Origin of the sequence: Pseudomonas sp. S3E17 (assembly GCF_024168685.1) — a bacterium.
Lineage (GTDB): Bacteria > Pseudomonadota > Gammaproteobacteria > Pseudomonadales > Pseudomonadaceae > Aquipseudomonas > Aquipseudomonas marginalis.
In genome coordinates, this window is the sequence record NZ_JALJWE010000001.1 from 3,309,757 (window position 1) to 3,335,332 (window position 25,576).

A 25,576-nucleotide genomic window follows, 5' to 3' on the forward strand; every position below is an offset into this window, starting at 1 on the left:
TCTAATGAGCGATCAGCAATATTGGTTTTTCTTATACAGCCTGGGCCATGAGAATAGCCAGCATCGCTTCTCTCTTTATAAGGACCTTCACCATGGCTGGCGAAACCGCCCTGGCAACCCTACTGCGCAGTATGAGCCCGCAGCTCAATGACGGTGACTACGTGTTCTGCACCCTGCCTGACCATCGTATACCGGCCGGTTGCGAGGCCATCGGCAGCTTTCGCGAACAGGAAGGCCTGACCCTGATTCTGGAGCGCCGGCAGGCGGAACAGGCAGGGCTGGCATTCGACTACATCGCCGCGTGGATCACCCTGAATGTGCATTCAGCGCTGCAAGCCGTGGGCCTGACGGCCGCCTTCGCCAGCGCACTCGGCAAAGCCGGCATCAGCTGCAACGTGATCGCCGGCTACTACCACGACCACCTGTTCGTCGGCCGCGCGGATGCCGAGCGAGCCATGGACGTATTGCGGCAACTGGCAGCGACTTCGGAGTAATGGTTATGTGGCAAAGCTATCTGAACGGATTATTGGTGGCCCTGGGGTTGATCATGGCCATCGGCACGCAAAACGCATTTGTATTGGCGCAAAGCCTGCGCCGTGAACATCACCTGCCGGTAGCGGCATTGTGCGTGGTGTGCGACGCCTTGCTCGTGGCAGCCGGGGTATTCGGCCTGGCGACGGTACTGGCACAAAACCCGCTGCTGCTGGCAATTGCCCGCTGGGGCGGCGCCGCGTTCCTGCTGTGGTACGGCACCCTGGCGCTGCGCCGGGCGTTTTCGACACAGGGCCTGGAGCAAGGGGGCGACCTCAAGGTCCGCTCATTGCGCGCCGTATTGCTCAGTGCCCTGGCGGTCACGTTGCTCAATCCTCATGTGTATCTGGACACGGTGCTGCTGATCGGCTCGCTGGGCGCGCAACAAACCGAACCCGGCGCCTACGTGGCCGGGGCCGCGAGTGCATCGTTGCTGTGGTTCGCCACCCTGGCGCTCGGCGCGGCCTGGTTGGCGCCGTGGCTGGCACGCCCGGCGACATGGCGCCTGTTGGACCTGTTGGTAGCGGTAATGATGTTCAGCGTGGCCTATCAATTGATCAGCGCCTGATGAATATTCCAAAACGCTCTGGAACCTCTATCCCACACAGTTGTTGCGTGGTTTTGCCGCACCCCCGGTGCTATGATCCGGACCCTGCGCCGCAAAGAGTACAAACTCCCCGGCGCTTGTTTGGCCGCCCGTGATCGGCCTTGCGCTCACCGCAACTGACCTGATTAGGAGAATCATCATGGCTTTCGAATTGCCGCCGCTGCCCTACGCACACGATGCCCTGCAGCCGCACATCTCCAAGGAAACCTTGGAATACCACCACGACAAGCACCACAACACCTATGTCGTGAACCTGAACAACCTGGTGCCAGGCACCGAGTTCGAAGGCAAGACCCTGGAAGAAATCGTCAAGTCTTCTTCGGGCGGCATCTTCAACAACGCCGCTCAGGTCTGGAACCACACCTTCTACTGGAACTGCCTGGCACCCAACGCCGGCGGCCAACCTACCGGCGCGCTGGCTGAAGCCATCAACGCCGCGTTCGGTTCGTTCGACAAGTTCAAGGAAGAATTCACCAAGACGTCCGTCGGCACCTTCGGTTCCGGTTGGGGCTGGCTGGTGAAAAAGGCTGACGGTTCCCTGGCCCTGGCCAGCACCATCGGCGCCGGCAACCCGCTGACCAGCGGCGACACCCCGCTGCTGACCTGCGACGTGTGGGAACACGCCTACTACATCGACTACCGCAACGTGCGTCCAAAGTATGTGGAAGCGTTCTGGAACCTGGTCAACTGGAAGTTCGTGGCTGAGCAGTTCGAAGGCAAGACCTTCACTGCCTAAGCGACGCTTGCAGTAGAAAGAGCCCGGCGAATGTGCCGGGCTTTTTTATGGGCGCGGTTTAACCGCAAGGGCATGCAAAGACCCATGGAACTCAACGATAAGAAATGACCACCCAGGCGGCAGGAGGAATGTCCCTCTTAATTGATGTAGGAGAGTTTAATTATGGCAATCGCAGGCGCAGCAGCAGCAGCAGCCCCAATAATCTCAGCCGCCGCCCCGATGGCGATAGACTTCGGGCTTAAAACCTTAAGAATGGCAATCGACACAGGCTCGTCGCTGGCTCAATCCATGGCAAACGCGCAGAAAGATAATCCAAACCAGGTACCAGCCGGGTAAAAGCCGCAGCGTTCGCTTCCCAGGGCTTCCAGGGAAGCGAAAACCGCAGCTTCTTCACCGCCATCGCTCGCCTGATTGAACCCCCTCTCCATTTCACCCCGCGCCCGCCAACACCACCCGCCCCAGGCTCACCCAGCGCCCCAAAGTACCGTAAGCCGCAATGTCCCTTTGACTGGCATCACCAGATTGCCAATACTCATGGCATATTGAAGGCCACCCGCATGAGACAAGGAATGCCCCTTTGAAGCTGGAACTCAAAAACAGCTTGTCGGTGAAGTTGCTACGGGTCGTGCTGCTGTCGGCGTTGATCGTGGGCGTGACGCTGAGCGTGGCGCAGATCGTTTTCGATGCCTACAAGACGCGCCAGGCCGTGGCCGGTGATGCCCAGCGCATCCTCGACATGTTTCGCGACCCCTCGACCCAGGCCGTCTATAGCCTGGACCGCGAGATGGGCATGCAGGTGATAGAGGGGCTGTTCCAGGACGAGGCGGTGCGCATGGCCTCCATCGGCCATCCCAACGAAACCATGCTGGCAGAAAAAAGCCGCGCCTTGCAGCACTCCTCCAGCCGTTGGCTCACCGACCTGATTCTGGGCCGGGAACGCACCTTTACCACGGCCTTGGTCGGCAAAGGTCCCTACAGCGAGTATTACGGCGACCTGAGCATTACCCTCGACACCGCTACTTACGGCCAGGGCTTTATTGTCAGTTCGGTGATCATCTTCATTTCCGGCGTGTTACGCGCCTTGGCCATGGGCCTGGTGTTGTACCTGGTGTACCACTGGCTGCTGACCAAGCCGCTGTCGCGGATTATCGAACACCTGACATCGATCAACCCGGACCGCCCCAGCGAGCACAAGATCCCGCAACTCAAGGGCCACGAGCGCAACGAATTGGGGTTGTGGATCAACACCGCCAACCAGTTGCTCGAATCCATCGAGCGCAACACCCACCTGCGCCATGAGGCGGAATCCAGCCTGCTGCGCATGGCCCAGTACGATTTTCTCACCGGCCTGCCCAACCGCCAGAAACTGCAGGAGCAATTGGACAAGATCCTCATCGACGCCGGCCGCCGCCAGCGCCGCGTAGCAGTGCTGTGCGTGGGACTGGATGACTTCAAAAGCGTCAACGAGCAGTTCACCTACCAGGCCGGCGACAAATTGCTGCTGGCCCTGGCCGACCGTCTGCGCGCCCACAGCGGTCGCCTCGGCGCCCTCGCCCGCCTGGGGGGCGACCAGTTCGCGCTGGTACAGGCCGATATCGACCAGCCCTACGAAGCGGCCGAACTGGCGCAAAGCATCCTCGACGACCTGGAGGCGGAGTTCGCCCTCGACCACGAGGAAATTCGCCTGCGCGCCACCATCGGCATCACCTTGTTTCCCGAAGATGGCGACAGCACCGAGAAGCTGCTGCAAAAAGCCGAACAGACCATGACCCTGGCCAAGAGCCGCTCTCGCAACCGCTATCAGTTCTATATCGCCAGCGTCGACAGCGAAATGCGCCGCCGCCGCGAGCTGGAAAAAGACCTGCGCGACGCCCTCAGCCGCGACCAGTTCCACCTGGTCTACCAGCCGCAGATCAGCTATCGCGACCAGCGTGTGGTAGGCGTGGAAGCCCTGATCCGCTGGCAGCACCCGGAACACGGGCTGGTGCCGCCGGACCTGTTCATCCCGCTGGCAGAACAGAACGGCACGATTATTCCGATTGGCGAATGGGTACTGGACCAGGCTTGTGGACAATTGCGCGAATGGCATGACCTGGGCTTCACCGAACTGCGCATGGCGGTCAACCTGTCCACCGTGCAGTTGCACCACACCGAGCTGCCACGGGTGGTCAACAACCTTATGCAGATCTACCGCCTGCCGCCGCGCAGCCTGGAACTGGAAGTCACCGAGACCGGCCTGATGGAAGACATCAGCACCGCCGCCCAACACCTGTTGAGCCTGCGCCGCTCCGGGGCATTGATCGCGATTGATGACTTCGGCACCGGCTATTCCTCCTTGAGCTATTTGAAAAGCCTGCCCTTGGACAAGATCAAGATCGACAAAAGCTTCGTCCAGGACCTGCTGGACGACGATGACGATGCCACCATCGTTCGCGCCATTATCCAACTGGGCAAAAGCCTGGGCATGCAGGTCATCGCGGAGGGCGTGGAAACCGCGGAGCAGGAGGCCTACATCATCTCCGAGGGTTGCCATGAAGGTCAGGGTTACTACTACAGCAAACCCCTGCCGGCCCGGGAGTTGGCGGCTTTTTTGAAGCAGGCCGAGCGCAATGGCGCGGCCATTCTCTGACCGGGCAAAACGATACTGAATATTTCCCGCGTATAACCCTTTACACAAAATGCAAATCTTTCGCATTATGTCGCAGTTTTGCGCGACCCCCGCGCGCCCATCAACAACCGAAGCAGGATGTTCGCCATGATTCGTATGCCCCTGGCCACCGCCAGTCTGCTGGCCATTGCCATTTCTCTCGCCGGTTGCGGCGAAGGTAAAGACAAGCCCGCAGCAAACCAGGCGCCGACCCCGGCTGCCAGCACCACCGCTCCAGCGGCTGCCACCCCTGCCGGCCAGGTCGACGAAGCGGCCGCCAAGGCCGTGGTTGCGCATTACGCCGACATGGTCTTCGCGGTGTACAGCGATGCCGAGTCCACGGCAAAAACCCTGCAAACCGCAATTGACGCCTTCCTCGCCAAGCCGAACGACGAAACCCTGAAAGCCGCCCGCGCCGCCTGGGTTGCCGCCCGCGTTCCGTACCTGCAGAGCGAAGTGTTCCGCTTCGGCAACACCATCATCGACGACTGGGAAGGTCAGGTGAATGCCTGGCCCCTGGACGAAGGCCTGATCGACTACGTCGACAAATCCTACGAGCACGCCCTGGGTAACCCGGGCGCTACCGCCAACATCATCGCCAACACCGAGATCCAGGTCGGCGAAGATAAGGTCGACGTGAAGGACATCACCCCGGAAAAACTCGCCAGCCTCAATGAGCTGGGCGGTTCCGAAGCCAACGTCGCCACCGGCTACCACGCCATCGAATTCCTGCTCTGGGGCCAGGACCTGAATGGAACCGGCCCAGGCGCCGGCAACCGCCCTGCGTCGGACTACCTGACCGGCGACGGCGCAACCGGCGGCCACAACGAGCGCCGCCGCGCCTACCTGACCGCCGTGACCCAACTGCTGGTCAGCGACCTGCAGGAAATGGTCGGCAACTGGAAACCCAACGTCGAAGACAACTACCGCGCCACCCTGGAGGCAGAACCTGCCACCGACGGCCTGCGCAAAATGTTGTTCGGCATGGGCAGCCTGTCCCTGGGCGAACTGGCCGGTGAACGCATGAAGGTTTCCCTGGAAGCCAACTCGCCGGAAGACGAACAGGACTGCTTCAGCGACAACACCCACTACTCGCACTTCTACGACGCCAAGGGCATCCGCAACGTCTACCTGGGCGAGTACACCCGCGTCGACGGCACCAAACTGACCGGCGCCAGCCTGTCGTCCCTGGTGGCCAAGGCCGACCCGGCTGCCGATACCGCGCTGAAAGCGGACTTGGCGGCGACCGAAGCGAAAATCCAGGTCATGGTTGATCATGCCAACAAGGGTGAACACTACGACCAGTTGATCGCGGCCGGTAACGACGCGGGCAACCAGATCGTGCGTGACGCCATCGCCGCCCTGGTCAAGCAGACCGGTTCGATCGAGGCCGCGGCAGGCAAGCTGGGCATCAGCGACCTGAACCCGGATAACGCTGATCACGAATTCTGATCAGTGCGGTGTTGAATGAGGCGGCCTTCGGGTCGCCTTTTTTTTACCTGCCTTTCACAGTAGTACCACCACTCCCTCCCACATTTGATTTGCGTCGCTTTCAAGGCCCGGTTTACATGCCCGGCACCCCAGGTAGAATGGCGCCTCTGCCCTATTTCGAGCTCACTTCATGGCGTTGCCGACCCTACGCATCATCGGTTTCATCATCGGCATCTTCCTGATCACCCTTGCGATCGCCATGGTCGTGCCCATGGCCACCCTGGTGATTTTCGAACGGACCAGCGACCTGCCCTCGTTCCTCTGGGCCAGCCTGATCACTTTTGTCGCCGGGCTTGCCCTGGTGATTCCCGGTCGTCCCGAACACGTGCACCTGCGTCCGCGAGACATGTACCTGCTCACGGTCAGCAGTTGGGTGGTGGTATGCGTGTTCGCCGCGCTGCCGTTCCTGCTGACCCAGCACATCAGCTACACCGACTCGTTTTTCGAAAGCATGTCCGGTATCACCGCTACCGGCTCTACGGTGCTGAGCGGCCTGGACACCCTGTCACCCGGCATTCTGATGTGGCGCTCGCTGCTGCACTGGCTCGGCGGCATCGGCTTTATCGGCATGGCGGTGGCGATCCTGCCGCTGCTGCGTATCGGTGGCATGCGCCTGTTCCAGACCGAATCCTCGGACCGCTCGGAGAAGGTCATGCCCCGCTCGCACATGGTGGCGCGGCTGATCGTGGCGGCCTACGTCGGCATCACCATCCTCGGCAGCCTGGCGTTCTGGTGGGCCGGCATGGGCCTGTTCGATGCGATCAACCATGCGATGTCGGCGATTTCCACCGGTGGGTTTTCCACCTCCGACGAATCCCTGGCGCACTGGAAACAACCGGCGGTGCACTGGGTGGCGGTGGTGGTGATGATCCTCGGCAGCTTGCCGTTCACCTTGTACGTGGCCACCTTGCGGGGTAATCGCAAGGCATTGATCAAGGATCAGCAAGTACAGGGCTTGCTCGGTTTGTTGCTGGTGACCTGGCTGGTGCTCGGCACCTGGTACTGGTGGACCACCAACCTGCATTGGCTGGATGCCCTGCGCCATGTGGCGTTGAACGTCACATCGGTAGTAACCACCACCGGTTTTGCACTGGGGGACTACAGCCTGTGGGGCAATTTCTCACTGATGCTGTTTTTCTACCTGGGCTTCATCGGTGGCTGTTCCGGCTCCACGGCGGGCGGGATCAAGATTTTCCGCTTCCAGGTCGCCTATATCCTGCTCAAGGCCAACTTGAACCAACTGATTCACCCGCGCGCGGTGATCAAGCAGAAGTACAACGGCCACCGCCTCGACGAAGAGATCGTGCGTTCGATCCTGACCTTTTCGTTTTTCTTCGCTATCACCATCTGCGCCATCGCCCTGGCCTTGTCGCTGCTGGGCCTGGACTGGATGACCGCACTCACCGGCGCCGCCAGCACCGTGTCCGGCGTCGGCCCGGGCCTGGGGGAAACCATTGGCCCCGCCGGCAACTTCGCCAGCCTGCCGGATGCGGCCAAGTGGATCCTGTCCCTGGGCATGCTGCTGGGCCGGCTGGAAATCATCACAGTCTTTGTTCTGTGCATTCCTGCATTCTGGCGTCACTGACCGTCGACGCATCCTGCAGCCGCGCCCGGTATTCGCCGGGTGTTGCATCGAACCAGCGGCGAAACGCGCGAAAGAAGTTGCTCGGGTCGGCAAAGCCCAGCAGGTAGGCAATCTCCAACAGGGTCATGCTCGGCTGCGCCAGGTACTGCTCGGCCAGTTCGCGGCGGGTGTCGTCGAGCAGGGTCTGGAAACTCGTGCCCTCTTCCTGCAAGCGCCGCTGCAAGGTGCGCTGGGACAGGTGCAGGGTCTGGGCCACCACTTCGCGCTTGGGTTCGCCCTGGGGCAGCAGTCGGCACAGCACCTGCCGCGCCTTGTGGGTCACACGGCTTTCGGAGAACCGCGCCAGGTACTCACCGGCAAATCGATCGTGCAACAGCGCCATGGCCTCGTTGGCCGTGGGCAGCGGCGCGTCCATGTCGGCGCGCTCAAAGATCAGCGCGTCATACGGCGCATCGAACTCCAGCGGGGCATGGAACGCTTGTTTATAAGGGGCCAGGTCTTCCGGTTGATTGCCCTGCAACAGCACTTTGCGGGGTTGCAGGGTCCGCCCGGTGAGCCAGCCGCACAGCGCCAACGCACAGGCCAGGGAGGCTTCGGCGCTTTGTCGGGTCGGCGGAAGATGATCGCCATGCACCGTCAGAATCAGTGCATAGCCTTCAGGTAATAGTCGAAAACTCAAGTCGGCGCTTTCGGCGATGATCCGCTGGTAACGCACCAGACGCATAAAGCCTTCGGCCAGGGTGTTACTGGACATCAAGGCGTAACCGGCCACATGAAACGACGCCGGGCGCACCACCTTGCCCATGTTCAGGCCAATCGCCGGGTTGCCCGACAGCTCGACCGCGCGCTGCCACAGGCGGGTCATGGAGTCTTGCGGGAACCGTGCATCGGGGTCACTCAGGGCGGCGTAGTCCAGGCCCAGTTGCTTGAACAAGGCGCGGCAATCCAGGCCGTCCATTTCCAGTGCCTTGACTATCCCCATCGCCCAGCTTGCAGAAGTTGTTCGTTCGCTCATGGCGTCTTCTTAATAAAGCAGGCTCAAAACGGCAGCCAGGAAAGCCAAGGATACTAAAGTGGCATCTATTGTCACTGGCTGTTACCACTGATCACTCTAGACTCAAATAAGCTCCCCGCCGAACATCTGTTGGGCGGCACAACAATCAAAGGGCCGGCCACAGTGGAAAACCTCAAGCGATTCAATAGCTTTGCCGAGTTTTACCCCTATTACCTGACTGAGCACGGCAACAGCACCTGCCGGCGCCTGCACTTTATCGGCACTACCCTGGTGATCGGCATACTGGCCTACGCCATCGGCCGAGGCTCACTGGGGCTGTTATTGGCCGTGCCGATTGCCGGTTACAGTTTTGCCTGGATCGGGCACTTCTTCTTCGAAAAGAACCGTCCGGCGACCTTCCAGCACCCGTTCTACAGCTTGCTCGGGGATTTTGTGATGTACCGCGACATGATCCTCGGTAAGGTGCCGTTCTGAGCGATGTGACCTCTTGTCACTTGCGTAAAAACGATAAAAGGTTCGTACACCCGGCGATATAAAAGTCTTTTTGTCATTTACAGTGCTGTATCCTGCCAAGGCTTTTTGAGAGCGCGGAATCACCTGCGATTGAAAAAACAGACTTTGCGAGGAGCGACGACGATGCACGAGATACCTAATCTCCCCTTCCCAAGCCTGCACGAAACTGAGCAGCCAACACCGCAGCAGGCCAGCGCAAAGCAGCCTGAGGCCAAAGAAGCAAAACCAGTCGACAGCAAGAGCCAGGACTGACGCCGTACCAGACCGTGTGGAAAGCGTACCTTTGAACGCTTTCCACACTGCCTGAATCACCCCCGAGGTACCCGCCATGACAGACACCCTCCCGGACACCGCCGTACTCGACACTGCCCTGCAGATGGTCGACGTGTGGAACCGCCTCAGCGCGGACAAACAAGCCTTGCTGCTCAAGCGCTTCGGCACCCAGGAAAACGCCCTGGCCGCCCTGGTCACCACCCAGTTACTCGCCCCCCTTCAAGCCTGACGTCTTTTTGATCTGACGTTTTTGCGTTTTACCGCCCTGCGCACGCCCAAGCCCCGGTATCATTAGCAGCCTATCTTTACCTGCTGCGACAGTGGACCTCTCCCATGCCAGATACCCAGCGCCCCATGGCGGTCACGCTGCAAGTTGTTTCCATCGTGTTGTTCACCTTTATCGGCTACCTGAATATCGGCATTCCCCTGGCCGTGTTGCCGGGCTATGTCCACAGTGAACTGGGCTACGGCGCGGTGATCGCCGGCCTGGTAATCAGCGTGCAGTACCTGGCCACGCTGCTGAGCCGCCCGTATGCCGGCAAAATCATCGATAACCTGGGCAGCAAGCGGGCGGTGCTGATCGGCCTGGTGGGCTGCGGCGCGAGCGGCGTGTTCATGTTGCTTGCAGCGTGGTTTTCAAGCGTGCCGGCCGTCAGCCTGGCCAGCCTGCTCATCGGTCGATTGGTTCTTGGCAGCGCAGAAAGCCTGGTGGGCTCAGGTGCCATCGGCTGGGGCATCGGCCGGGTGGGCGCGGCCAATACCGCCAAGGTCATTTCGTGGAACGGCATCGCCAGTTATGGCGCGCTGGCGGTCGGTGCGCCGTTGGGTGTGCTGCTGGTGCGGAATTTCGGACTGTGGAGCATGGGTGTCAGCATTATCCTGCTGGCGGTCGTCGGCGTGCTGCTGGCCTGGAACAAAGTGGCCGCGCCGGTTGTGGCCGGTGTGCGCCTGCCGTTCATGAACGTCCTGGGCCGAGTCCTGCCCCACGGCTGCGCGCTGGCCCTGGGCTCCATCGGCTTTGGCACCATCGCCACCTTTATCACCCTGTATTACACCACCCAGCATTGGGATAACGCGGTGTGGGCATTGAGCCTGTTCGGCGCCAGCTTTATCGGTGCACGCCTGCTGTTCGGCAACTTGATCAACCGTATCGGCGGCTTTCGCGTGGCGATCGCCTGCCTGTCGGTGGAGATCCTCGGCCTGCTGCTGTTGTGGCTGGCGCCGGATGCCAACCTGGCCCTGGCCGGCGCGGCGTTGAGTGGGTTCGGCTTTTCCCTGGTGTTTCCGGCGCTGGGGGTGGAGGCGGTCAACCTGGTGCCCGCGTCCAGCCGTGGTTCGGCGGTGGGCGCCTATTCGCTGTTTATCGACCTGTCGCTGGGCATTACCGGGCCGCTGGCCGGGGCCGTGGCGGCAGGTTTCGGTTTTGCGTCGATCTTCCTGTTCGCCGCCCTCGCCGCCCTCGGTGGGCTGCTGCTGAGTGTCTACCTGTACCGGCAAGCACCCAAGGCCCGCGAAACGCGCGATGCCTAGAAATCAACCTTGCCGCGCCCGGCCTTGATGCTGCCGCGCTTGGTCTTGGATTCCAGGCGACGCGTTTTCGAGCCCAGGGTGGGCTTGGTCGGGCGGCGCTTCTTCTCGACCTTGGTGGCACTGAGGATCAGCTCCACCAGGCGCTCCAGCGCGTCGGCACGGTTCTGTTCCTGGGTCCGGTACTGCTGGGCCTTGAGCACCAGCACGCCTTCGCTGGTGATACGGCTGTCACGCAGTGCCAGCAGTCGCTCCTTGTAGAACGCCGGCAGCGACGACGCCGGAATATCAAACCGCAGGTGCACCGCGCTCGACACCTTGTTGACGTTCTGCCCGCCGGCGCCCTGGGCGCGAATGGCGGTCAGCTCGATTTCGGCATCGGGCAGGTGCACGTTGTTGGAAATAACCAGCATCACTCAATAAACCCTAGACAACAGACACGCCCAATCAGGACAACAACCTCAACAACAAGGACGCATGACAATGAAAATACTGTTGATCACTTTGCTCGGCACCTTATCACTCATTCAAACGTCACTGTCCTTTGCAGATAACGCCAATGGCAAAAACCTCTATTCACAGCGCTGCGCCATGTGCCACGGGCCAGACCTCAAGGCAACGGGGCCGTTGGCCAGGAAAAGCAACCCGCCTACACCTGACCTGACAACCCCAGCCTTCAAAAAACGGCTGGCGGCTTATCCGGGCGTGATTGTGTCGTCGGTCATACTTCGCCCGAATGGAGACCTGATCCCAAAAACGCTGCGCGAGAATGGGGTGAAAGTCGCGCCGCATGCCTGGAACGTTAAGGATTTTCGCGACTTGAATGAATACATGAGCGGTGTGATTTCAAAAAGTTGACGGCTTCAAAATGCAAAACCCCGCGCCCTATGCAGGATGCGGGGTTTTCCAGGTAGGCGCCTGTTTACTTCAACGCCGCACTCGCGGTGCTCAACGCCGCTTCAGCACTGCGCTTGTTCTTGATCCAATAACACACCGCCATAAACGCCACCCACAGCGGGATCGCGTACACCGACACCTGGATCCCCGGAATCATCAGCATGATCACCAGGATAAACACCACGAACGCCAGGCACACATAGTTGCCGTACGGGTACCACAACGCCTTGAACAAAGGCACCTGGCCGGTGCGGTTCATGTGCTGGCGGAACTTGAGGTGGGAGAAGCTGATCATCGCCCAGTTGATCACCAGCGTGGCCACCACCAGGGACATCAGCAGTTCCAGAGCATGTTGCGGGATGAAGTAGTTCATCAACACCGCCACCAGCGTGACCGCCGCCGACGCGAGGATCGAACGCACCGGCACGCCGCGCTTGTCGATCTTTGCCAGCACCTTGGGCGCATCACCCTGCTCGGCCATGCCCAGCAGCATGCGGCTGTTGCAGTAGGTACCGCTGTTGTACACCGACAACGCCGCCGTCAACACCACGAAGTTGAGGATATGCGCGGCGGTGTTGCTGCCCAGCATGGAGAACACCTGCACGAACGGGCTGCCACTGTAGGCATCGCCGGAGGCGTTGAGGGTGGCCAGCAGGCTGTCCCAAGGCGTCAGCGACAGCAACACCACCAGGGCGCCGATGTAGAAGATCAGGATGCGGTAGATCACCTGGTTGATCGCCTTGGGGATCACGGTGCGTGGCTGGTCGGCTTCGGCGGCGGTAAAGCCGAGCATTTCCAGGCCGCCGAAGGAGAACATGATGATCGCCATGGCCATCACCAAGCCGCTGACGCCATGGGGGAAGAAGCCGCCGTGTTCCCACAGGTTGCTCACCGAGGCTTGCGGGCCGCCGCTGCCGCTGACCAGCAGGTAGCTGCCCAGGGCGATCATGCCGACGATAGCCACCACCTTGATGATGGCGAACCAGAACTCCGCTTCGCCAAAGACTTTGACGTTGGCCAGGTTGATCAGGTTGATCAGCACGAAGAACGCCGCCGCCGAGACCCAGGTCGGGATCTCCGGCCACCAGTAGTGCACGTACTTGCCGACGGCTGTCAGCTCGGACATGCCCACCAGGATGTACAGGATCCAGCAGTTCCAGCCCGACAGAAAGCCGGCGAAACCGCCCCAGTACTTGTGGGCAAAGTGGCTGAAGGAACCGGCGACCGGCTCTTCGACGATCATTTCGCCAAGCTGGCGCATGATCATGAAGGCAATGAAGCCGCAGATGGCATAACCCAGGATCATCGACGGGCCGGCGGATTTGAGCACGCCGGCCGAGCCCAGGAACAGGCCGGTGCCGATGGCGCCACCGAGGGCGATCAACTGGATATGCCGATTTTTCAGGCCGCGTTTCAGCTCGCCTGAAGAGGAATGGGGTTCACTCATGAAAAGGGTCTCACGCAAGGTTTGATGATGTTGAATGCAGGTTGCTGCCTTGAATTACCGACTCAAGCAGCGCCGCTCAAACCCCAGCGCAGGCACCAGGAGTACAGCGTCTTTCTAATGGTCATGCGTCACCTGTTTGTTTTTATCTGTGACGAAATCGAACCCGCCGGGCTCGTGGCCAGGCGGAGTGATCAGGGTGGGTAAACCCTGAGGTCTTGGCCTTTTGCGTGGTTACGCAAGGGGGTCACAGTAAAACGCGGCGCATTGTACACCGCTCGACAGCTTCAAGCCGTACCCGCGGAGCACGTGCGACGATCTGTCAGGTATTCCTTACAGCGGTAAATAGGCCAATCATGCCGCGAGCCACACGTAAATTAATCGTTACAGCATGGAAAATCGGCGTTACAGCTGTAAGTTTTTGAAAAAATGGCGGTAGGAAAATTCATCGCCATTAGCGACGCCAGCTCACTGTATTTCCTGAAGAAAAAAAGCCGGCGGAAAAACAGAAGAAAAAATCCAAATGAGACCGTGTCAATAAAATTTTTGCATTACCAAACACTCTCACCTAGGTTCTTTCACTTGCCCAGCGAAGCCCGCTGGCAAGCCGTTCTCAAACAACGTCCTCTAGGAGATACACCATGCAAGCACTGGAAAACGACCTGGAAACCGAACTGCAGCTCGACGATTGGTTTGAAGCGCCGACCCACGAGGCCGCCGTTGAAATGATGCAAGCCGATGCCGTGGTGCCATTTGGCACGGCGATGTGGCCGTTCTGACACCCGGCACGTATTCGGCAGGTGCTGTGCACGGCACCTGCCTCCTTACCCAAGGCACACAAGGACATACGTCATGGACAAGGCCCGCGCCGTTGAACACTTTCTCTACTACCTTGCACACCATCCGGCCCTCAGCGCCCTGAACTGCCCCACTGTGCTGCTGGGCCACACCGAGCGCTACGACGCCATCGCCCAGGCGATCGCCCAGAGCAGCGCCGCCCGTTTCAACTTCCAGGTGCAGCGTCTGGACCTGGCCGACAGCGACAGCCTGGCGCAGGCCATCGAAGCCTGCGACCTGTACCTGTTCCTCTACGATTCCTCCACCCTGCCCAACCCGCGCGCAGAAGGCCCGGACTTTATCCGTGCCCTGCAAGGCGTGATGGCCGAACACTGGAAGAAATCCCTGCTGTTCAAGGATTACGGCGACTACTTCTACGACACCTTCAGCGTCGAGCCGCAGCGCATCGCCGACCTCAACGCCACGCTGATCCGGCGCATGTCCCAAGCCGCTGTGCTGAGCTTTACCGACAAACACGGCTCACGCCTGCAGGCGCCCATGAGCAGCATCAAGAAGTGGACCAATATCAACGGCATCGGCAACCACGACCTGGCCCCGGGCGAAATCGCCACCCACAGCGAAGCCATCAATGGTCAGGTGCGGTTTGTCGGCACCTTTCTCAGCACCATCCCCTTCGCACGCAAGTACGGCGTGCTGCAGTCACCACTGGAACTGTGGATCGAAAACTCGACCATCTGCAGCGTGGCCAGTGACGTACCGGGGCTGGCCGACGACTTCAATAAATACCTGAATGCCAACCCGTCCAACCGCCGGGTGGAGGAGCTGGGGATTGGCACCAATGAAGGGGTGAAGGACCTGTATGCGCGCAACGCCGGTTTCGAGGAACGCCATTGCGGCTTGCACCTGGGCTTGGGTGGCGGGCAGAAAGGCAGTCATCACCTGGACCTGATCTTTGCCAGTGGGGTGTTGGCGCTGGATGACAAACCGGTGTTTGACGGCACTTTTGCGTTCTGAACACCGAGCTTGAAAATGATGGAGATCCAGCGGTGGGAGGGGGCTTGCTCCCGATAGCGGTGCGTCAGTCGCCGGATTGGCAAGCTGATACACCGCTATCGGGAGCAAGCCCCCCTCCCACATGTTTTACCTCTATTCCAAGGCAAAAAAAACGCCAACCCTAGGGTTGGCGTTGTTGTGCTGCGTTTACATCACTGCGGCTTTTTGCGACCAAAGCCTGGACGCTGACCCGAACCGGCCGGTGCGCCACGGCGCTTGCCCGATGGCTCGTCCGCCACCAGCTTCAGGCCTGGGCGCTTTTTCGGCGCGGGCTTGGCCGGGCGCTTGGTGTTGGCGCTGTCGGCTGGGTGATCGGATGCAGGAGCACCGCGACCGGCGTCACCACGGTTGCTGCGACCACCGCTTGGCGCATCACCACGACCGGCTGGGCGTGGGGTGCGTGGCGCACGTTCGCCTTCCTGGCGCGATGGCGCGGTGGGGCGACGCTCGCCTTCGATATGCGGTTGACGCGAGATACGCCCGCCGGTCGCCGGTGCATCCAGCGCCGGGCGCAGGGTGCGTGCAACACGTTCGGTGCGGGCCACGGGGCGCGACGATTTACGCTGCATACGATCGAGCTTGTCTTTGCTCTTGGCGTTCATCTGCGGCATGGCGACCGGCGTCAGGCCGACTTCGGCGCTGAGGATGTCGACTTCGTACTGGCTCATTTCGCGCCAGCGGCCCATCGGCAGGTCGGAGTTGAGGAACACCGGGCCAAAACGCACGCGCTTCAGGCGGCTGACCACCAGGCCCTGGGATTCCCACAGGCGACGCACTTCACGGTTACGGCCTTCCATCACCACGCAGTGGTACCAGTGGTTGAAACCCTCACCGCCCGGCGCCTGCTTGATGTCGGTGAACTTGGCCGGGCCGTCTTCCAGCACCACGCCGGCCTTGAGGCGTTCGATCATCTCGTCATCGACTTCACCACGCACACGCACGGCGTATTCGCGGTCCATCTCGTAGGACGGGTGCATCAGGCGGTTGGCCAATTCACCGTCGGTGGTGAACATCAGCAAGCCGGTGGTGTTGATGTCGAGACGACCGATGTTGATCCAACGGCCTTCTTTGGGCTTGGGCATCTTGTCGAACACGGTCGGACGGCCTTCCGGGTCGTCACGGGTGCAGATCTCGCCATCGGGCTTGTTGTACATGATCACGCGGCGCACCGATTCGGCGGCCTCTTCACGCTTGATGACCTTGCCATCAATGGTGATTGCATCGTGCAGGTCGACGCGCTGGCCGAGGGTGGCCTCGACGCCGTTGACCTTGATGCGCTTCTGGGTGATCCAGGCTTCGACGTCGCGGCGCGAGCCCACGCCGATACGCGCCAGCACCTTTTGCAGCTTTTCGCCTGCAGGGCCGATTTCCTGGCTGTCGTTCTGGTCTTTGTCGTTCATCTTAAGCACCTCCCGGTGGGTCGATTCAGGCGTGGCCTGAAGAGTGTTGAAAGCGGGGCTTTGGCCGAATAGGTCGGCAAAGGGTCGCGAATCATACGCCCATGGCGCGCATTGCGCATCAGAGACTAGTCGATAAGCGCCAGGTCATTGGTTTTTCCGCCGACCGGTGGTGCCCCAGGCTCCACATTCGAGTGCGTCAGTCTTCGAACTGGCGGCGTTCGTTCTCAATAGCTTCGGCCAGGGCCCGGGCTTCGTCTTCTTCGTCGCTCAGGGGCGGTTGTTCGAGGGCGGCGACGGCGGCCAGGAGTTTTTCGCGGGCTTCGGCCACGCCGAGGATATCGTCCTCAGGTTCAGGGTCGACCTCCACACTCACCTGGGCGTCCGGCTCGGCCGCACCATCGCGCAGCAAGTCATCAAAGTCGGTCTTGATGCCCTGCTCCATGTCGTCCAGTTCCAGCAACAACGTGTGGAAACTGGTTTCGTCCTTGGGCTCTTCCGGCTCGGCGGTGGCGTCGGCCAGTTCCTGCAGGCTCGCCGGGACCGGGGCGTCGTCGAAGTCGAGCACCGGCTCGGCCTCCATCTCACGCAATTCGGCCAGGGGCGGCAGGTCGTCGAGGTTTTTCAGGTTGAAATGGTCGAGGAACACCTTGGTGGTGGCGAACATCGCCGGTTTGCCGGGCACGTCGCGGTAGCCGACGATGCGGATCCACTCACGCTCCAGCAGCGTCTTGACGATATGGCTGTTGACCGCCACGCCCCGCACGTCCTCGATTTCGCCACGGGTGATGGGCTGGCGATAGGCGATCAGCGCCATGGTCTCCAGCATCGCCCGTGAATAGCGCTGCGGGCGTTCTTCCCAGAGGCGGCCGACCCACGGGGAAAACTTCTCACGGATCTGCAGGCGATAACCCGACGCCACCTCGCGCAGTTCAAAGGCGCGGCCGTCGCAGGATTTGCGCAGGATTTCCAGCGCCTTCTTGAACACCGGCGGTTCAGGGCGCTCGGCTTCCTCAAACAGTTCGAACAGACGCTCCAGGGATTGCGGCTTACCCGAGGCCAGGAGAAAGGCCTCCAGCAACGGGGCCAGTTCGCGGGGTTCAGTCAGATTCATCGTTTCAGCTCTTTATTCGGCTCGCGCCCGCACGTGGATAGCCGCAAAAGGCTCATTCTGGACCAGCTCGACCAAGGACTCCTTGACCAGTTCGAGGACCGCCATAAAGGTCACCACCACCCCCAGGCGCCCTTCCTCCGCCGTGAACAGCTCCACAAACGGCACAAACCCGCCGCCCTTGAGGCGTTCGAGCACATCGCTCATGCGCTCGCGGGTGGACAGGGCCTCGCGGCTGACCTGGTGGTGTTCGAACATATCGCCACGGCGCAGCACCTCGGCCATGGACATCAGCAACTCTTCCAGGCTCACGTCCGGCAGCAGCTTGCGTGCACGGGCTTCGGGGGCGTCGAGCTTGGGTACCACCACGTCGCGACCGACGCGGCTCAGGCCGTCGATACCTTCGGCGGCGGCCTTGAAGCGCTCGTATTCCTGCAGGCGGCGGATCAGTTCGGCGCGCGGGTCATCCTCTTCGGCCTCGACCGTCTCCGCCCGCGGCAACAGCATGCGCGACTTGATCTCGGCGAGCATGGCGGCCATCACCAGGTACTCGGCAGCCAGTTCCAGGCGTACCGACTGCATCAACTCGACATAGCCCATGTACTGGCGGGTGATTTCCGCCACCGGGATGTCGAGGATGTTGATGTTCTGTTTGCGGATCAGGTACAGCAGCAAGTCCAGCGGGCCCTCGAAAGCCTCAAGGAAGACCTCCAGGGCGTCCGGCGGAATGTACAGGTCCAGCGGCATTTCCAGCACCGCCTGGCCGTAGACCATGGCAAACGGCAGCTCCTGCTGGGCGCCCGCCTGGCTGTCGACGGTTTCCACGGCTGACATTCAGGCCTCGGCCATAAAGGGCGCAGGATCGCCGCAACCGACACGGATCACTTCAGGTTCGCCGTCGGCCAGGTTGATCACGGTGGAGGCCTTGTTGCCGCCGAAACCGCCGTCGATGATCAGGTCGACCTGTTTTTCCAGCAATTGGCGCATTTCGTATGGGTCTTCCAGGGGCTCGGTGTCGCCGGGCATGATCAACGACACACTCATCAACGGCTCACCCAGCTCGGCCAGCAACGCCAGGGCGATGGGATGCTCCGGCACCCGCAGGCCGATGGTGCGTTTTTTCGGGTGCAGCAGCAGGCGCGGCACTTCGCGGGTGGCGTTGAGGATAAAAGTGTAGGGCCCTGGCGTGTGGGCCTTGAGCAGGCGGAAGGTGCCGGTGTCGACCTTGGCGAACAGGCCCAGCTGGGACAAGTCGCTGCAGATCAACGCAAAGTTGTGCTTGTCATCCAGCTGGCGCAGGCGTCTGACACGCTCGACTGCGCCCTTGTCACCGATCTGGCAACCGATGGCGTAGGACGAATCGGTTGGGTAGATCACCACACCGCCGGCGCGAATGATCTCTACGGCCTGCTTGATCAGGCGCGCCTGGGGGTTTTCCGGATGAATCTGGAAGAATTGACTCACGGGTTCTACCTGTTCAGACGGTGGCAATAATGGGGTCATGCTTGAATCTCCCCCACAACAGCGGCAAATCTTCCGGGACCGCGCGGTACTCGCCGATCTCGGACCAGCCGCCAGGGCCATGAAAGTCACTGCCGGCGCTGACCAGCAGACCAAATTCGCGAGCAAGGATCGCCAGGCTGCCCACCTGTTCGGCGGGTTGAAAGCCGTTGACCACTTCAATCGCGTGACCACCCGCTCCAATATAGTCGCCAATCAGCTTGCGACGCTTGCTGCGGGTGAAATCGTAATGCCAGGGATGGGCCAGGCTGACCCAGGCCCCGGAGGCCCGCAGGGTCTCGACGGTGTCTTCGAGGGTCGGCCAATGTTGCTTCACATCGCCCAACTTGCCGGCGCCCAGCCATTTGCGAAAGGCTTCGGCGCGGTCTTTGACAAAACCCTCACGCACCATCCAGTCGGCAAAGTGCGGACGGGCCGGTGCGTTGCCGCTGTCACCCAGTTCCTGCTGGATGGCGCGGGCGCCGTCGAGGGCGTTGGGCATGCCTTTAAGGCCGAGTTTTCGGCTTATTTCTTCGGACCGCAGCCAGCGGCCATCGTGCAATTGCGCGATAGCCTCCACCAGCGGCGCAGCTTTTTGATCGAAACCGTAGCCGAGCACATGAATGGTGGCGCCGCCCCAGGTGCAGGACAATTCCACCCCGTTGACCAGCTGCATGCCCAGGGCATGGGCGGTTGTACGGGCTTCGTCGAGGCCTTCAAGGGTGTCGTGGTCGGTCAACGAGAGGACTCGCACGCCTTTTTCAAACGCACGCGCAACCAGTACCGCAGGCGCCAGGGCGCCGTCGGAGGCCGTGCTGTGGCAGTGCAAATCAACATTCACGGGGGGGTGTAACCTCAAGTCAGCTGGCGCTATCGCAACCAAGGATGTTTGTTATTATGCCGCCACATCCAGCTTCTGGCTCTTACTGTGAAACAATTCATCGACTTCATCCCGCTGTTGCTGTTTTTCATCGTTTACAAACTCGACCCCAGGGTCATCGACCTGGCCGGCCATGAGCTGACTGTCGGCGGCATCTACAGTGCCACCGCCGTGCTCATCATCAGCTCTGTGGTGGTCTACGGCGCCATCTTCATTTCCCAGCGCAAACTGGAAAAAAGCCAGTGGCTGACCCTGGTCGCCTGCCTGGTCTTCGGCAGCCTGACCCTGGCCTTCCACAGCGAAACCTTCCTGAAATGGAAAGCGCCGGTGGTGAACTGGCTGTTCGCCCTGGCGTTCATCGGCAGCCACTTCATCGGTGATCGCCTGCTGATCAAGCGGATCATGGGCCACGCACTGACCCTGCCGGAACCGGTGTGGACACGCTTGAACCTGGCCTGGATCGCGTTTTTCATCTTCTGCGGCGCCGCCAACCTGTTCGTGGCGTTTACCTTCCAGGACTACTGGGTCGACTTCAAAGTGTTCGGCAGCCTGGGCATGACCGTGCTGTTCCTGGTCGCCCAGGGCATCTACCTGTCGCGCCACCTGCATGACACCGAGCCTACCACGCCGAAAACCGAGGACTGACATGCTCTACGCCATCATTGCCACCGACATCGCCAACTCGCTGGAAAAACGCCTGTCCGTGCGCCCGGCCCACGTCGAGCGCCTGAAAGTCCTTCAAGCCGAAGGCCGCATCGTGCTGGCCGGCCCGCACCCCGCCGTGGACAGCAACGACCCGGGCGACGCCGGTTTTACCGGTAGCCTGATCGTCGCTGAGTTCGCCTCGCTGGCCGATGCCCAGGCTTGGGCCAAGGCCGATCCCTATGTCGCCGCAGGTGTCTACGCCGACGTAGTGATCAAACCCTTCAAGCAAGTCCTGCCCTGATCCTGGTGGCGCCGAACCTATTGAGGGCGGCGCACGCCTAATTGCTCATTATTCTCGGCAACCTGCCGACAACGTTCTGAATATTCGTGTGGAATCAGGAGTTCCGATGCGCTTACGTCAGTTGTGTCTGTTGGCAGTGTTAATGATCGGGGCTACGGCCCACGCTGAAGAAACCTCGAGCACCGGCAGTTCCACGCCCCTGTCCTTGAGCGCCGGCGCCCAGATCACCGAGTTGCAGCAACGTTTGAAAGAAAGCGAGCGGCAGCGTGAAGAACTGAGCAAGCAACTGCAAAGCGCGGATGCCACCCGCGAAAGCGCTCAATTGAGTCGCCTTCGCCAGGAGAACCAACGCCTGGCCCAGCAACTCAAAGATGCACAGGGCGGCGCATTGACCCGCTGGCTGACCGAGCAGCAGCAATGGTTCGTCACCGGTGGGGCCGTCGCACTGATCGCCCTGCTGTGCGGGATCTTCGCCAGCGGTGGGCACCGTCGCCGTCGACAATGGCTAAATTGAGTGAGTCATGAGCGAGCTGTTACTGATAGATGATGACCAGGAGCTCTGCGAGCTGCTGAGCAGTTGGCTGAGCCAGGAAGGTTTCCAGGTGCGCGCCTGCCACGACGGCTTGAGCGCGCGCAAGGCCTTGGCCGACAGCGCCCCGGCAGCGGTGGTGCTCGACGTGATGCTGCCCGACGGCAGCGGCCTGGAGCTACTCAAGCAATTGCGCAACGACCATCCGGAGCTGCCGGTGCTGATGCTTTCGGCGCGGGGCGAACCCCTGGACCGCATCCTCGGCCTGGAATTGGGCGCCGACGACTACCTGGCCAAGCCGTGCGACCCGCGCGAACTTACCGCGCGCCTGCGCGCGGTATTGCGCCGCAGCCACCCGGCCGCCGTCTCCAGCCAACTGGAACTGGGCGACCTGTGCTTCAGCCCGGTGCGCGGCGTGGTCAGCATCGATGAGCAGGAATTCACCCTCACCGTCTCCGAAAGCCGCCTGCTGGAAGCTTTATTGCGCCAGCCCGGCGAACCGCTGGACAAGCAGGAACTGGCGCAGATCGCCCTGGGCCGCAAGCTGACCCTTTACGATCGCAGCCTGGACATGCACGTCAGCAACCTGCGCAAGAAGATCGGCCCGCACCCGGATGGCCGGCCACGAATCGTGGCGTTGCGCAGCCGGGGCTACTACTACAGCCTCTAGGCCCCCCTCGCGCCTGCAGGGTTTTGTCAGTTCACAACAAAACCCTCTTTACCCAAGCTTTACCCACACCTGACCGCCGCTGACCTTGATCTCCGTAATCTACTCACATCCGGACTCACCGGAATAGAGACAGGAGAATCACCATGCGCAAGACCCTTATCGCTTTGATGTTCGCCGCCGCCCTGCCGACCGTTGCCATGGCCGCACTGCCAGAAGGTCCAGGCCCGATGGGCGGCCCTGAAGGGCACATGATGGGTGGCCCGGGCCACGGCGGTGAACACGGTCCGCGCGGCAAAGGCGGCCCCTTCAGCCAACTGGACCTGAGCCGCGAACAGCGCGAGCAGATCGGCAAGCTGATGGGCGACCAATGGCACGCTCGCAAAGACCTGGTCAAAAAGTACCTGGACAAACTCCCGGCCGCCGACCAGAAAGCCATGCAGGATGAAATCGCCGCCGGCAAGCAGAAGACCCAGGCCGATATCCGTGCCGTGCTCAAGCCTGACCAGCAGAAGAAGTTCGACGAGATCGTCAAGAAGCAAGAACAGCGCCGTGCCGAATGGAAGGAATTCCAGGCCTGGAAAGCGCAACAGCCGCAAAAAGCGCAATAATGCACCCGCGTTAACACTCCCAGCCCAGTGGCCACCGCCACTGGGCTTTTCCTGTTTGAGGGTTTCCTGTGCGTTCATTGTTCTGGCGCATCCTGGCCAGTTTCTGGCTGGCCATCGCCCTGGTTGCCGGGTTGTCGATCCTGCTTGGGCACATGCTTAACCAGGATGCCTGGATTCTCAGCCGCCACCCCGGCCTCAATAACCTCGCGCAAGAGTGGACCCAACTCTACGAGGCCCAGGGCGAGGATGCCGCCCAGGACCTGCTGCAACAGCGCAAGCGCCAGTACCACATCGACGTGCAAGTGCTCAACGAAAGCGGCGAGCCGGTGGTGCGCGGCACCTTCCCGCGCCGCGCCGCCGCCTTTGAAGCCCGCCAGAACGATAGCAAGGAAGGCCATCTGCCCTGGCGACGCCTGACCGCCGAGTACACCAGCGAGAAGACCGGCGATACCTACCTGTTGATCTACCGCATCCCGCACCCGGAGCTGGACGAGTGGCACCGCAGCAGCCTGACATGGCCCTTGAGCGCACTGACGATTGCCCTGGTGGTGCTGACCTTGTTCAGCCTGTTCGTCACCTTGTCCATCACCCGCCCACTGAGCCGCCTGCGCGGCGCGGTGCATGACCTCGGCCAGGCCACCTACCAGCAGAACAGCCTGGCGCAACTGGCCAACCGCCGCGATGAGTTCGGCGTACTCGCCACCGACTTCAACCGCATGGGCGCACGCCTGCAAAGCCTGATCGGCAGTCAACGCCAGCTGCTGCGCGATGTGTCCCATGAGCTGCGCTCGCCCCTCGCGCGCCTGCGCATTGCCCTGGCCCTGGCCGAACGCGCCAGCCCCGAAGAACGGGAAAAACTCTGGCCACGCCTGACCCGCGAATGCGATCGCCTGGAAGCGCTGATCAGCGAGATCCTGGTGCTGGCCCGCGTCGATGCCGACAATGCAAGCGCCGAAGACGTCGACCTCATCACCCTGCTCAAAACCCTGCAAAAGGATGCCCAACTCAGCGCGCCGGACCAGGTGGTGCAACTGAGCACCGATGCCGACCTGCAACTGAAGGGCTGGCCGACCATGATCGAACGGGCTGTGGATAACCTGCTGCGCAATGCCCAGCGCTTCAACCCGCCGGGACAACCCATTGAATTGCACGCACAGCGCCAGGGCGAACGTATCCTGATCAGCGTGCGCGACCATGGCCCCGGTGTGGACGCCGAACACCTGAGCCAACTCGGTGAACCGTTCTACCGCGCTCCCGGCCAGACCGCCCAAGGCCACGGCCTGGGCCTGGCGATCGCGCGACGCGCGGCCGAACGCCACGGTGGCAGCCTGATCCTGGCCAATCACCCAGCCGGTGGTTTTATCGCCAGCATCGACCTGCCGTTGGAACCAGGAGTTGTCACGCCGGTGTGATGATCTTCTATAGTGGCCCTTCTCTTACGGAGGGCCTTTGATGACTGACCTGCTGACTCCCATCCAAGCCGCACTCGATCTACCCCACACCCCGCTGACCTTCACCGAGGCTGGCGCCCTGCCCTCGACCTTCGCCGTCACCGAACTGGCCAGTGCCAGCATCGGCGCCGCCGGGCAGGCCGTCGCTCAGTTGATCCGGCAACAGACCGGGCGCCTGCCCGACGTGACCGTGGACCGACGCCTCGCCTCTTTCTGGTTCTCGTCCTCGATCCGCCCGCTGGGCTGGCAAGTGCCGCCGTTGTGGGATCCGGTGGCCGGCGATTACGCCAGCGCCGATGGCTGGATTCGCCTGCACACCAACGCGCCTCATCACCGTGCCGCCGCCGAACGGGTGCTGGGCAAGGTCGCCGACCGCGCCGGGATGGCCGGCAAGGTCGCGGGGTGGAACGCGGCAGAACTGGAACAGGCGATTGTCGACCAAGGTGGCTGCGCCGCGCAGATGCGTGCGTGGCAAGCCTGGCAGCAACACCCGCAGGGGTTGGCGGTGAACGCCGAGGCGCTGGTCCAACGCCAGACCTTCGAAACCACGACCGACAAACCCTGGCACGGCTCGCTGGCACGCCCGCTGGCCGGCCTCAAGGTGCTGGACCTGACCCGCGTATTGGCCGGCCCGGTGGCCAGTCGTTTCCTTGCCGGCCTCGGCGCGGATGTCCTGCGCATCGACTCACCCACCTGGAACGAACCCGGCGTAGTCCCGGAAATGACCCTGGGCAAACGCTGCGCGCGCCTGGACCTGAAAACGCCCGAAGGCCGGCGGGTTTTCGAGCGTTTGCTCAGGGACGCCGACATCCTGTTCCACGGTTACCGCGCTGACGCCCTGGAGCATCTGGGCTACACCGCCCCCGAACTGCAACACCTCGCCCCCGGCCTGATCGATGTCAGCCTCAACGCCTACGGCTGGAGCGGCCCATGGCGTAATCGCCGGGGCTTCGACAGCCTGGTGCAGATGAGCAGCGGGATCGCCGAGGCCGGCATGCTCTGGAAACACGCGGATAAACCGCTGCCACTGCCGTTGCAAGCGCTGGATCACGCGACCGGGTATCTGATGGCGGCCAGTGCGATTCAGGCGCTGAGCGAACGGTTGCAGTCGGAGCGCGGTGGTTCGGCGCGGTTGTCGTTGGCACGCACCGCAACGTTACTGGTGCAAGCAGGCCAAGTGCCCGAGCAACCGGCGTTGCGCGAGGAAGAACCAGGGGATCAAGGCCTGGTCGTCGAACAGACCGCCTGGGGCCAGGCCCATCGGCTGCTGCCCCCGCTGACTATCAGCGGTACGCCATTGCAATGGGATTTGCCGGCGGGAGAATTGGGCTCCCACCGGCCTCAATGGTGACTTGACGGCCGCTAGC

The 25,576-nt window shown here is 61.6% G+C and carries 27 protein-coding genes; 19 read left to right on the forward strand and 8 right to left on the reverse strand.

Annotation, left to right across the window (positions count from 1 at the left end; all coding sequences use genetic code 11):
* Positions 1-92 precede the first annotated feature (92 nt).
* The 6 genes from J3D60_RS14740 (at position 93) to J3D60_RS14765 (ending at position 7,597) form a co-directional block, all read left to right on the forward strand.
* Entirely contained in the window at positions 93-494 is a 402-nt protein-coding gene (locus tag J3D60_RS14740) for an ACT domain-containing protein (RefSeq protein WP_027605586.1), read from the forward strand.
* 5 nt (positions 495-499) lie between these two features.
* On the forward strand, positions 500-1,099 hold the full coding sequence (locus J3D60_RS14745) for a LysE/ArgO family amino acid transporter (protein WP_027605585.1): 600 nt from the start codon (positions 500-502) through the stop codon (positions 1,097-1,099).
* A gap of 178 nt (positions 1,100-1,277) precedes the next feature.
* Entirely contained in the window at positions 1,278-1,874 is a 597-nt protein-coding gene (locus J3D60_RS14750) for a superoxide dismutase (RefSeq protein WP_003212997.1), read from the forward strand.
* Positions 1,875-2,451: 577 nt separating this feature from the next.
* Positions 2,452-4,503, forward strand: a complete 2,052-nt coding sequence (locus tag J3D60_RS14755; protein WP_253491847.1) for a bifunctional diguanylate cyclase/phosphodiesterase — start codon at positions 2,452-2,454, stop codon at positions 4,501-4,503.
* A gap of 126 nt (positions 4,504-4,629) precedes the next feature.
* Positions 4,630-5,973, forward strand: coding sequence for an imelysin family protein (locus tag J3D60_RS14760; protein WP_253491848.1), 1,344 nt, complete (start codon positions 4,630-4,632; stop codon positions 5,971-5,973).
* Positions 5,974-6,142: 169 nt separating this feature from the next.
* Positions 6,143-7,597 (forward strand): TrkH family potassium uptake protein, encoded by a 1,455-nt coding sequence (locus tag J3D60_RS14765; protein ID WP_027605582.1) that lies wholly within the window; start codon positions 6,143-6,145, stop codon positions 7,595-7,597.
* Here J3D60_RS14765 and J3D60_RS14770 read toward each other — a convergent pair.
* The gene (locus J3D60_RS14770) at positions 7,554-8,612 is read right to left on the reverse strand and encodes an AraC family transcriptional regulator (RefSeq protein WP_065939142.1); all 1,059 of its coding nucleotides are present in this window, start codon (positions 8,610-8,612) and stop codon (positions 7,554-7,556) included. The genes J3D60_RS14765 and J3D60_RS14770 overlap by 44 nt on opposite strands.
* Before the next feature lie 162 nt (positions 8,613-8,774).
* Here J3D60_RS14770 and J3D60_RS14775 point away from each other — a divergent pair, with 162 nt between their 5' ends.
* The 3 genes from J3D60_RS14775 (at position 8,775) to J3D60_RS14785 (ending at position 10,928) form a co-directional block, all read left to right on the forward strand.
* The gene (locus tag J3D60_RS14775; RefSeq protein ID WP_027605580.1) at positions 8,775-9,086 is read left to right on the forward strand and encodes a DUF962 domain-containing protein; all 312 of its coding nucleotides are present in this window, start codon (positions 8,775-8,777) and stop codon (positions 9,084-9,086) included.
* Positions 9,087-9,453: 367 nt separating this feature from the next.
* Positions 9,454-9,627, forward strand: coding sequence for a hypothetical protein (locus J3D60_RS14780; protein WP_162844272.1), 174 nt, complete (start codon positions 9,454-9,456; stop codon positions 9,625-9,627).
* 104 nt (positions 9,628-9,731) lie between these two features.
* Positions 9,732-10,928, forward strand: a complete 1,197-nt coding sequence (locus J3D60_RS14785; protein WP_253491849.1) for an MFS transporter — start codon at positions 9,732-9,734, stop codon at positions 10,926-10,928.
* On the opposite strand, the gene arfB is transcribed toward J3D60_RS14785, so the two are convergent.
* The gene (gene arfB / locus J3D60_RS14790; protein WP_253491850.1) at positions 10,925-11,338 is read right to left on the reverse strand and encodes an alternative ribosome rescue aminoacyl-tRNA hydrolase ArfB; all 414 of its coding nucleotides are present in this window, start codon (positions 11,336-11,338) and stop codon (positions 10,925-10,927) included. The two genes, J3D60_RS14785 and arfB, sit on opposite strands and share 4 nt — an antisense overlap.
* A gap of 70 nt (positions 11,339-11,408) precedes the next feature.
* On the opposite strand from arfB, the gene J3D60_RS14795 reads away from it, so the two are divergent.
* Entirely contained in the window at positions 11,409-11,783 is a 375-nt protein-coding gene (locus J3D60_RS14795) for a cytochrome c (protein WP_065939144.1), read from the forward strand.
* Positions 11,784-11,847: 64 nt separating this feature from the next.
* Here the strand turns inward: J3D60_RS14795 and J3D60_RS14800 are convergent, their stop codons facing one another.
* Complete coding sequence (locus J3D60_RS14800) at positions 11,848-13,269, reverse strand: amino acid permease (RefSeq protein WP_065939145.1); 1,422 nt, start codon at positions 13,267-13,269, stop codon at positions 11,848-11,850.
* Between the two features lie 638 nt (positions 13,270-13,907).
* On the opposite strand from J3D60_RS14800, the gene J3D60_RS14805 reads away from it, so the two are divergent.
* On the forward strand, positions 13,908-14,045 hold the full coding sequence (locus J3D60_RS14805; protein WP_003175756.1) for a hypothetical protein: 138 nt from the start codon (positions 13,908-13,910) through the stop codon (positions 14,043-14,045).
* 73 nt (positions 14,046-14,118) lie between these two features.
* Positions 14,119-15,078, forward strand: a complete 960-nt coding sequence (locus J3D60_RS14810) for a leucyl aminopeptidase (protein ID WP_065939147.1) — start codon at positions 14,119-14,121, stop codon at positions 15,076-15,078.
* Positions 15,079-15,269: 191 nt separating this feature from the next.
* Here the strand turns inward: J3D60_RS14810 and rluB are convergent, their stop codons facing one another.
* From rluB to J3D60_RS14835, 5 genes are all read right to left on the reverse strand, one after another.
* On the reverse strand, positions 15,270-16,517 hold the full coding sequence (gene rluB, locus J3D60_RS14815; protein ID WP_027605574.1) for a 23S rRNA pseudouridine(2605) synthase RluB: 1,248 nt from the start codon (positions 16,515-16,517) through the stop codon (positions 15,270-15,272).
* Between the two features lie 196 nt (positions 16,518-16,713).
* A complete protein-coding gene (scpB, locus tag J3D60_RS14820) occupies positions 16,714-17,628 on the reverse strand; it encodes an SMC-Scp complex subunit ScpB (protein ID WP_253491851.1) in 915 nt (304 codons plus the stop codon).
* A gap of 12 nt (positions 17,629-17,640) precedes the next feature.
* Complete coding sequence (locus tag J3D60_RS14825) at positions 17,641-18,339, reverse strand: ScpA family protein (protein ID WP_169898658.1); 699 nt, start codon at positions 18,337-18,339, stop codon at positions 17,641-17,643.
* A 120-nt stretch (positions 18,340-18,459) separates the two neighbouring features.
* The gene (locus tag J3D60_RS14830; protein ID WP_027605571.1) at positions 18,460-19,089 is read right to left on the reverse strand and encodes an L-threonylcarbamoyladenylate synthase; all 630 of its coding nucleotides are present in this window, start codon (positions 19,087-19,089) and stop codon (positions 18,460-18,462) included.
* Positions 19,090-19,102: 13 nt separating this feature from the next.
* On the reverse strand, positions 19,103-19,966 hold the full coding sequence (locus J3D60_RS14835) for a PHP domain-containing protein (RefSeq protein ID WP_065939149.1): 864 nt from the start codon (positions 19,964-19,966) through the stop codon (positions 19,103-19,105).
* A gap of 87 nt (positions 19,967-20,053) precedes the next feature.
* Here J3D60_RS14835 and J3D60_RS14840 point away from each other — a divergent pair, with 87 nt between their 5' ends.
* The 7 genes from J3D60_RS14840 (at position 20,054) to J3D60_RS14870 (ending at position 25,560) form a co-directional block, all read left to right on the forward strand.
* Entirely contained in the window at positions 20,054-20,650 is a 597-nt protein-coding gene (locus J3D60_RS14840) for a septation protein A (RefSeq protein WP_027605569.1), read from the forward strand.
* A 1-nt stretch (position 20,651) separates the two neighbouring features.
* A complete protein-coding gene (locus J3D60_RS14845; RefSeq protein ID WP_253491852.1) occupies positions 20,652-20,951 on the forward strand; it encodes a YciI family protein in 300 nt (99 codons plus the stop codon).
* Positions 20,952-21,057: 106 nt separating this feature from the next.
* Positions 21,058-21,465, forward strand: a complete 408-nt coding sequence (locus tag J3D60_RS14850; RefSeq protein WP_027605567.1) for a translation initiation factor 2 — start codon at positions 21,058-21,060, stop codon at positions 21,463-21,465.
* 7 nt (positions 21,466-21,472) lie between these two features.
* Complete coding sequence (locus J3D60_RS14855; protein ID WP_027605566.1) at positions 21,473-22,150, forward strand: response regulator transcription factor; 678 nt, start codon at positions 21,473-21,475, stop codon at positions 22,148-22,150.
* Between the two features lie 143 nt (positions 22,151-22,293).
* Complete coding sequence (locus J3D60_RS14860; RefSeq protein ID WP_027605565.1) at positions 22,294-22,758, forward strand: LTXXQ domain protein; 465 nt, start codon at positions 22,294-22,296, stop codon at positions 22,756-22,758.
* 68 nt (positions 22,759-22,826) lie between these two features.
* Positions 22,827-24,170, forward strand: a complete 1,344-nt coding sequence (locus J3D60_RS14865) for a HAMP domain-containing sensor histidine kinase (protein WP_065939151.1) — start codon at positions 22,827-22,829, stop codon at positions 24,168-24,170.
* 40 nt (positions 24,171-24,210) lie between these two features.
* A complete protein-coding gene (locus J3D60_RS14870) occupies positions 24,211-25,560 on the forward strand; it encodes a CoA transferase (RefSeq protein ID WP_253491853.1) in 1,350 nt (449 codons plus the stop codon).
* The last annotated feature ends 16 nt before the right edge of the window (positions 25,561-25,576 follow it).